Origin of the sequence: Neomegalonema sp. (assembly GCF_028688855.1) — a bacterium.
Classification (GTDB): Bacteria; Pseudomonadota; Alphaproteobacteria; order Rhodobacterales; family Rhodobacteraceae; genus Neomegalonema.
Map to the genome: position 1 here is coordinate 156,499 of NZ_JAQTXI010000008.1, position 7,123 is coordinate 163,621.

The 7,123-nt window shown below is 68.8% G+C and carries 8 protein-coding genes; 1 reads left to right on the forward strand and 7 read right to left on the reverse strand.

The features are described from left to right. Positions 1-124: 124 nt before the first annotated feature. The 6 genes from PHN62_RS08350 to PHN62_RS08375 all read right to left on the reverse strand — a co-directional run bounded on the left by PHN62_RS08350 (position 125) and on the right by PHN62_RS08375 (position 5,101). Positions 125-532: a thioesterase family protein gene (locus tag PHN62_RS08350; RefSeq protein WP_300148962.1), complete on the reverse strand. Its 408-nt coding sequence runs from the start codon at positions 530-532 to the stop codon at positions 125-127. A 9-nt stretch (positions 533-541) separates the two neighbouring features. Next, a complete protein-coding gene (locus PHN62_RS08355) occupies positions 542-1,228 on the reverse strand; it encodes an ABC transporter ATP-binding protein (protein ID WP_300148965.1) in 687 nt (228 codons plus the stop codon). Then, positions 1,225-1,974 carry an ABC transporter ATP-binding protein gene (locus PHN62_RS08360; protein WP_300148968.1) on the reverse strand — a complete coding sequence of 250 codons (750 nt, stop codon included), beginning with the start codon at positions 1,972-1,974 and terminating at the stop codon, positions 1,225-1,227. Before PHN62_RS08360 ends, PHN62_RS08355 begins: the two co-directional genes overlap by 4 nt. After that, complete coding sequence (locus PHN62_RS08365; RefSeq protein WP_300148970.1) at positions 1,967-2,956, reverse strand: branched-chain amino acid ABC transporter permease; 990 nt, start codon at positions 2,954-2,956, stop codon at positions 1,967-1,969. Before PHN62_RS08365 ends, PHN62_RS08360 begins: the two co-directional genes overlap by 8 nt. Continuing rightward, complete coding sequence (locus PHN62_RS08370) at positions 2,953-3,876, reverse strand: branched-chain amino acid ABC transporter permease (RefSeq protein WP_300148995.1); 924 nt, start codon at positions 3,874-3,876, stop codon at positions 2,953-2,955. Before PHN62_RS08370 ends, PHN62_RS08365 begins: the two co-directional genes overlap by 4 nt. Before the next feature lie 64 nt (positions 3,877-3,940). Further along, positions 3,941-5,101 carry an ABC transporter substrate-binding protein gene (locus tag PHN62_RS08375; protein WP_300148972.1) on the reverse strand — a complete coding sequence of 387 codons (1,161 nt, stop codon included), beginning with the start codon at positions 5,099-5,101 and terminating at the stop codon, positions 3,941-3,943. Between the two features lie 167 nt (positions 5,102-5,268). On the opposite strand from PHN62_RS08375, the gene PHN62_RS08380 reads away from it, so the two are divergent. Continuing rightward, entirely contained in the window at positions 5,269-6,309 is a 1,041-nt protein-coding gene (locus PHN62_RS08380; RefSeq protein ID WP_300148974.1) for an MBL fold metallo-hydrolase, read from the forward strand. Between the two features lie 6 nt (positions 6,310-6,315). On the opposite strand, the gene PHN62_RS08385 is transcribed toward PHN62_RS08380, so the two are convergent. Continuing rightward, positions 6,316-7,123: prolyl oligopeptidase family serine peptidase (locus PHN62_RS08385; protein ID WP_300148977.1), on the reverse strand; the 808-nt coding region annotated here is incomplete at its 5' end.

A 7,123-nucleotide genomic window follows, 5' to 3' on the forward strand; every position in this document is an offset into this window, starting at 1 on the left:
GGCGGGAGGAGCCCCGCAAGGACCGAAGGATTCCAGAGGGTTCTAGGCCCCGGGCGTTGAGGAAATGCTTCCGGACAGGGTTAACGGACGCAGGATCTCGCCGGAGGCCGCATCCGGGAGGCGTTCAGGCGGTCCGCGTCCGCTCCAGAGCGAGGCGCAGGCCCTCGGGCCAGGCCGCGCCGCGCCGGGTCTCGACGGAGGCGGGGACGAGGGTCTGCTCCGCCGCCCAGAGCAGGTCTTCGCCGCGCCGGACCTCATGGCGCAGCTCCAGCAGAGTCGCCGAGACCTTCGCCACCTTGAGCCGGAAGTCCAGGGCGTCGCGGGGGAAGCCGGGGCGCAGGAAATGGACCTCGATCCGCGCCGTGGGCAGGATCAGGCCGTGATCGCGCTCCAGATCGGCCCAGGGCCAGCCGATTTCGGCGAAGAACTCCTCCACCACCCCCACCAGCAGATGCAGATAGCTCGGGAAATAGGCCGCTCCGGAAGGATCGGCGTCGCCGAAGGCGAGCCGACGTTTCGTCTCGAAAGCCATGGCTTCCCCCTACAATCCGAGCCAACGCTTCTGAATCTCCGGCGTGACGGCCTCGGGCGGGCCCTCGAAGACGGTCGCGCCGCGTTCCAGGATCACGCAGCGATCCGCCGCCCCGAGGATCTCCGAGAGCGTCTTGTCCACCGCGAGGATCGCCAGACCCTCGGCCTTGAGGCTGCGGATCGCCGTCCAGATGTCCTGGCGCACCAGAGGCGCCAGCCCCTCCGTCGCCTCGTCGAGAATGAGCAGGCGCGGGCCGGTGGTCAAGGCGCGGCCTATGGCGAGCATCTGCTGTTCGCCGCCCGAGAGGGTCGCGGCCATCTGTTCGCGGCGCTCGCCGAGGCGGGGAAAGAGCGCCTCCACCCGCGCGAGGCTCCAGCCTTCGGGGCGGGCGGCCACGAGCAGATTCTCCCGAACGGTGAGGTTGGGGAAGCAGCGCCGCCCCTCGGGGACCAATCCCAGCCCCAGACGCGCCCTTTGCGGCGCCGAGAGCCCCTGAAGATCGCGGCCGCCGAAGGAGACCCGCCCCCGGCGCGGCGGATTGAGTCCCATCACGGCGCGGATGGTCGTGGTCTTGCCCATGCCGTTGCGGCCCATGAGCGCGAGGGTCTCGCCCTCCTCGATGCGCAGAGAGGCCCCGAAGAGCGCCTGAGAGCCGCCGTAAAAGGCCTCCAGACCCTCCGCTTCGAGCAGGCTCATGAGGAATCTCCGAGATAGGCGCGGCGGGCTCCGGCGTCGGCGCGGATTTCGGCGGGCGAGCCGCTGGCGATGACCCGCCCGGCCTCCAGCACCGAAATCCGGTCGGCGAGGGCGAAGACGGCGTCCATGTCATGCTCGACCAGCAGGATCGGAGCCTCGCGGCGCAGCTCCGAGAGGAAGCCCGTCAGCTCCCGCGAGCCCTCCGCGCCGAGGCCCGCCATGGGCTCGTCGAGGAGGAAAAGCCTGGGCTCCATGGCCAGAGCCAGCGCCAGTTCCAGCCGCCGCCTTTCGCCATGCGAGAGCAGCGCCGCCGGAACCTCCGCCCGATCCGCCAGCCCCACCCGCGCCAGAGCGGCCATGGCGGGCTCGGTCAGGCGGCGGTCGCCCCGGGTCGGGCGCAGGAAGCGGAAGCTCGTTCCCGCCCGCGCCTGAACCGCGAGCATCACATTGCGCAGGGCCGAGAACTCCCCCGCCAGCGACGAGATCTGAAAGCTCCGCGCCAGCCCCATGCGCGCCCGCGCCGGAGCGCCCAGAGCCGTCACGTCGCGCCCGAAGAGCCGCACCGAACCGGAATCCGGGCGCAGGCCTCCGGCGATCTGGGCGATGAGCGTCGATTTCCCCGCGCCGTTGGGTCCGATCAGAGCATGGATCTCGCCGGGGCGCAGATCCAGCGTCACGCCGTCCGTCGCCCTGAGCGCGCCGAAGCTCTTGCGCAGATCGCGGATCTCAAGGGCGGGATCAGCCATCGCGACGGCCTCCCGCGATCAGCCCGAGCAATCCGCCGCGCGCGAAGACCGCCACGCCCAGCACCGCCAGGCCGAGGAAGAATTGCCAGCGCTCCGTCCAGCCGCCGAGGACATGCTCCATCGCCACGAAGAGGACGGCCCCCGCCGTCGGGCCGAGCAGCCGCCCCCGCCCGCCGAGCAGGATCAGCACGATCAGTTCGCCCGACATCTGCCACGACAGCATCGACGGGCTCGCAAAGCGGTTGAGATTGGCGAAAAGCGCCCCCGCCGCGCCCACCATCATCGCCGAGAGCGCGAAAGCCGTCAGGCGCAGGCCGAAGGGCTCGATTCCCAAGGCCTCGACGCGCTGCGGATTCTGCCGCGTCGCCTCCAGAGCGGTCCCGAAGCGCGAAGCGCGGAGAATCTGGAAGAGCGCCAGTCCGATCAGCAAGGCCCCGAGGCAGATCCAGAAATAGGGCAGGGGCCGCGCCGAATTGAGTCCGGGGAAGATCCCGCGCCGGAAGGACAAGCCGTCGTCTCCGCCATAGGCGGGCCAGGAGAGCGCGAAATAATAGATCATCTGCGCGAAGGCGAGGGTGATCATCAGGAAATAGACGCCGGAGGTCCGCAGGCTGATCGCCCCGATGGGCAGAGCCGCCAGCAGCGCCAGCCCCATGGCAGCAAGGATCATCGTCAGGATCTCGCGCGAGCCCGCCCAACCGAGGATCAGCGCCTCGCCGCTTCCGGCGTGGGCCGCGAGGATGCCCGCCGCATAGCCGCCGAGGCCGAAGAAGGCCGCATGTCCGAAGGAGACCAGCCCGCCCAGGCCCAGAGCCAGATGCAGCCCCGTCGCGGCCAGAGCCAGAATCGCGGCCTTGGTCGCGAGGGTCACGTAAAAGGGATGTCCGGCGCTCAGGGCCGCCCAGGGCCCGAGGATCAGCAGCGCGAGGATCGCCAGATTGGCCGCCGCCTCGCGCGGAGAAGCTGAAGACAGGCTCTTCATCGGCTTGCGGCTCCGAACAGCCCTTGCGGGCGCAGGGCGAGGATCACCGCCATCAGCAGATAGATCAGCAGAGAAGCCACCGCCGCTCCCATGGCGCTGGCCTCCGAAGGCGGCCAGGCGAGCGCGAAGGCCTTGGGCAGCAGGAAGCGACCCATGGTGTCGACCACCCCCACCAGCACCGCCCCGACCAGAGCCCCCCAGATGGAGCCGATCCCGCCGATGACGATCACCACGAAGGCGAGGATCAGCATGGGCTCTCCCATGCCGACCTGAACCGACTGCAAGGCGCCGATCATGCCTCCGGCCAGCCCCGCGAGCGCCGCCCCCAGAGCGAAGACCAGCGTATAGAGCCGCCCGATCTCCACGCCCAGGGCGCCGATCATCTCGCGGTCGGATTCTCCGGCGCGGATGCGCATCCCGAGCCGCGTCCGCGAGATCAGCAGATGCAGCCCCAGAGCCGCCGCCGCCCCCACGCCGATGATCGCCAGACGATAGACCGGATAGGCTCCCCCGCCCGGCAGAGGCGCAGCGCCCTGCAGCAGCGGCGGAACGTCGAGGAAGAGCGGAAAGCCGCCGAAGATCCAGCGCGTCCCCTCGGAGATGATGAGGATCAGCGCGAAGGTCGCGAGCACCTGCTCCAGATGGTCGCGGCCATAGAGCCGCCGCAGGATCGTCGCCTCGATGAGCGCGCCCGCCGCCGCCGCCGCCGCCAGAGCCGCCCCCAGCCCGAGCCAGTAACTCCCGGTGGCCGCCGCCACGGCCGCGCAGGCGAAGGCGCCGATCATGTAGAGCGAGCCATGGGCGAGGTTGATCACCCCCATGACGCCGAAGATCAGCGTCAGGCCCGCCGCCATGAGGAACAACATGACGCCGAGCTGAAGGCCGTTGAGCAGTTGCTCAAGCAGAAGCGCGAAGGACAAGGGGGAGATTCCGGACAAGGCGCCTCCCTGCGGGCCCCGGGGGACGCAGGGAGGCGGGACAGGCTCAGGGCAGCTTGCAGGCCTCGGCGTAGGCGTCGCCGTGGTCGGTGAAGGCGGTCTCCACGATGCGGTTGGTGAGCGTCCCGTCGTCGAGCTTCACCACCTCGCGGACATAGATGTCCTGAATGGGGTGGTTGTTGGTGTTGAAGCCGAACTTCCCGCGCACCGAGGCGAAATCGGCCTCCTTCAGCGCGGCGCGGAAGGCTTCGGGATCCTTGACGTCCGCCTTCGCCTGAGCCGAGAGCAGCAGATTGGCCGTATCCCAGGCCTGGGCCGCGTAGATCGAGGGCAGGCGGCCGTATTCCGCCTTGAAGGCCTCGACGAAGGCGCGGCTGGCCTCGTTGTCGAGATCCGGCGCCCAGGAAGCCGAATTGCGCACGCCCAGAGCGGCGTCTCCCACGGCGGGCAGCACGTCCTGACTGAAGGAGAATCCCGGTCCGATCAGCGGAATCTCCACGCCCGATTGCGCATATTGCTTCAGGAAGGCGATGCCCATGCCGCCCGGCAGGAAGAAGAAGACCGAATCCGCGCCCGAAGCCCGGATCTGCGCGATTTCGGCGGCGTAATCGCTCTGGCCGACCTGCGTATGGATCTCGCCCGCGAGTTCGCCCGTGTAATAGCGCTTGAAGCCGGTCAGGGCGTCGAGGCCCGCCGGGTAGTTGGGTGCCATGATCAGGGTGTTTGCGTAGGTCCGGGCGGCGTATTGCCCCATGGCCTCGTGGAAATTGTCGTTCTGATAGGCGACGTTGAAATAATTCTCGTGGCAGTTCGCGCCCGCCAGAGCCGAGGGCCCCGCGTTCACGGAAAGATAGAAGATCCCCTGATCCACCGCGTTGGGCGCCACCGCCATGGCCAGATTGGACCAGATGATTCCCGTCAGCACGTCCACGCCGTCGCTCTGGATCATCTTGTCGGCGATCTGCACCGCGAGTTCCGGCTTCTGCGCGTCGTCCTCGACGATCAGCGTCACCTCGGGGTTGTCCGCCCGTTTGAGCGCCAGAGCGAAGGCGTCGCGCGCGTCCACGCCGAGTCCCGCGCCCGCGCCGGAGAGCGTGGTGATCATCCCGACCTTGAGCGGCGCCGCCTGGAGCGCCGCCGGCGAGGTCGCCAGAGCCAGCCCGAAGGCGCCGAGCGCCGCGGCGCTGGACGCGAAGCGTGAGTTCATGATGGATCTTCCTCCAGAATTCCCCGCCTTGACGCCCCGGCGCAGGACGGCTTTTAATCCTTGCGGCCATTGTTCAGCCTCGCGGGACGGAAGCCAAGCGCAAAATCTCCCGGGATCGGCGGCTCTCGCTGCCCTTCGTCTCCTCCCTCGTCAAAGGACGCCCGATCATGAGCCGTGACGCCCCGCATCTGCTCGACCTGCCGCCGCCCGCGCCCGGCGAAGCCCTGGAGGTCGCGCCGGGACTGCTCTGGATGCGCTTCCGGCTGCCCTTCGCGCTGAACCACGTGAATCTCTACGCCGTCGACGAGGGCGAAGCCGAGGGCTGGGCGCTCTTCGACGCCGGACTCGGGGTGGAGGAGACCTATGCGGCCTGGGAAGCGGCTCTGGCGGGGCCTCTGCGCGGCAGACGGGTTTCGCGGCTGATCGTCAGCCATTTCCATCCCGATCATGTGGGGGCGGCGGGCTGGCTCCTGCGGCGGCTCGGGAATCCGCCGCTGCACATGACCGAAACCGAATATCTCTTTGCGCGCTACATGATGGCGGGCGGAGAGACCACGGAGGATCCGCTCTATGCGGGCTTCTACCGACGCCATGGCGCCACGCAGGAAGAGACGCGCATCCTCATCGAGCGCGGCCACAACTACCTCCGCCGCGTGACGGGGCTTCCGGCGGCCTTCCATCCTCTGGAGCGGAAGGTCCCGCTGGTTCTGGGCGGGCGGAGCTTCCGTCTGCTGATCGGGACCGGCCATGCTCCGGCCCAGGCGATGCTCCATTGCGCCGAGGAGGGGATTCTCCTCGCGGCGGATCAGGTGCTCGGGCGGATCACGCCGAACATCTCGGTCCACGCCATGGAGCCCGAAGCCGATCCGGTGGCGCGCTTCCTCGAATCCCTGGAGGATCTGCGCGGCGAGGTTCCGGACGAGACTCTGGTCCTGCCCGGCCATGAACAGCCCCTGACGCGCCTGCACGGGCGGCTGGAGGATCTGGCGGCCCATCACGAGGCGCGATGCGTCGTGGTCCGGGAGTTCTGCGGCAGGGAGCCTCTGAGCGTGGCCGAACTGACGCCCCTGCTCTTCACGCGGCCTCTGGACCCGCATCAGAAGTCCTTCGCCTTCGCCGAGGCCCTCGCCCATGTGAACCATCTCGTCGCGCGCGGCGAGATGGCCTGGGTCGAGAAGGGCGAGGTCTGGAAGGCGAAGGCCGTCTGAGGCGCGTCACCCCATCAGGCGGCGGCTGAGATAGGCGTATTCCAGAGCCAGCCGCCGCGCCGTCTCGCGCAGGTTGGCCGCCGCGCCATGGCCGCCGTCGGTGTTTTCGTAGAACAGCGTCGGATAGCCCAGCTCCTCCAGCTTCGCGGCGGCCCGTCGGGCGTGGCCGGGATGCACGCGGTCGTCCTTGGTCGAGGTGTGGATGAAGACCTCGGGATAGGGCTGGCCCGCCCGCAGATTCTGATAGGGCGAATAGGCTTCGATCCAGGCGCGTTCCTCGGGGATCTCGGGATCGCCGTATTCCCCGACCCATGAGGGGCCCGCCAGCAGCTTGTGATAGCGCAGCATGTCGAAGAGCGGCACCTGGATCACGGCGGCGTTGATGAGGTCCGGACGCTGGGTGAGCGTCACGCCCATCAGAAGCCCGCCCTGGCTGCCGCCCATGATCCCGAGCTTCTTCGGGCTCGTGATCCTGCGCCGGATGAGGTCTTCGGCCACGGCCTGGAAATCCTCATGCGTGCGGTGGCGGTTCTCCTTGATGGCGCATTGATGCCATTTCGGCCCGAATTCGCCGCCGCCGCGGATGTTCGCCACCACATGGATTCCGCCGCGCTCCAGCCAGAGCTTGCCGATGGTCGCGGAATAGGCGGGCGCAAGCGGAATCTCGAAGCCGCCGTAGCCGTAGAGCAGGGTGGGATTCGAGCCGTCCATGGGGGCCTCGGCCCGGCGGATGACGCAATAGGGGATCAGGGTTCCATCCCTGGAGGGCGCTTCGAGCTGCTCGACGATCAGGCCCGAGGCGTCGAAGCGCTCC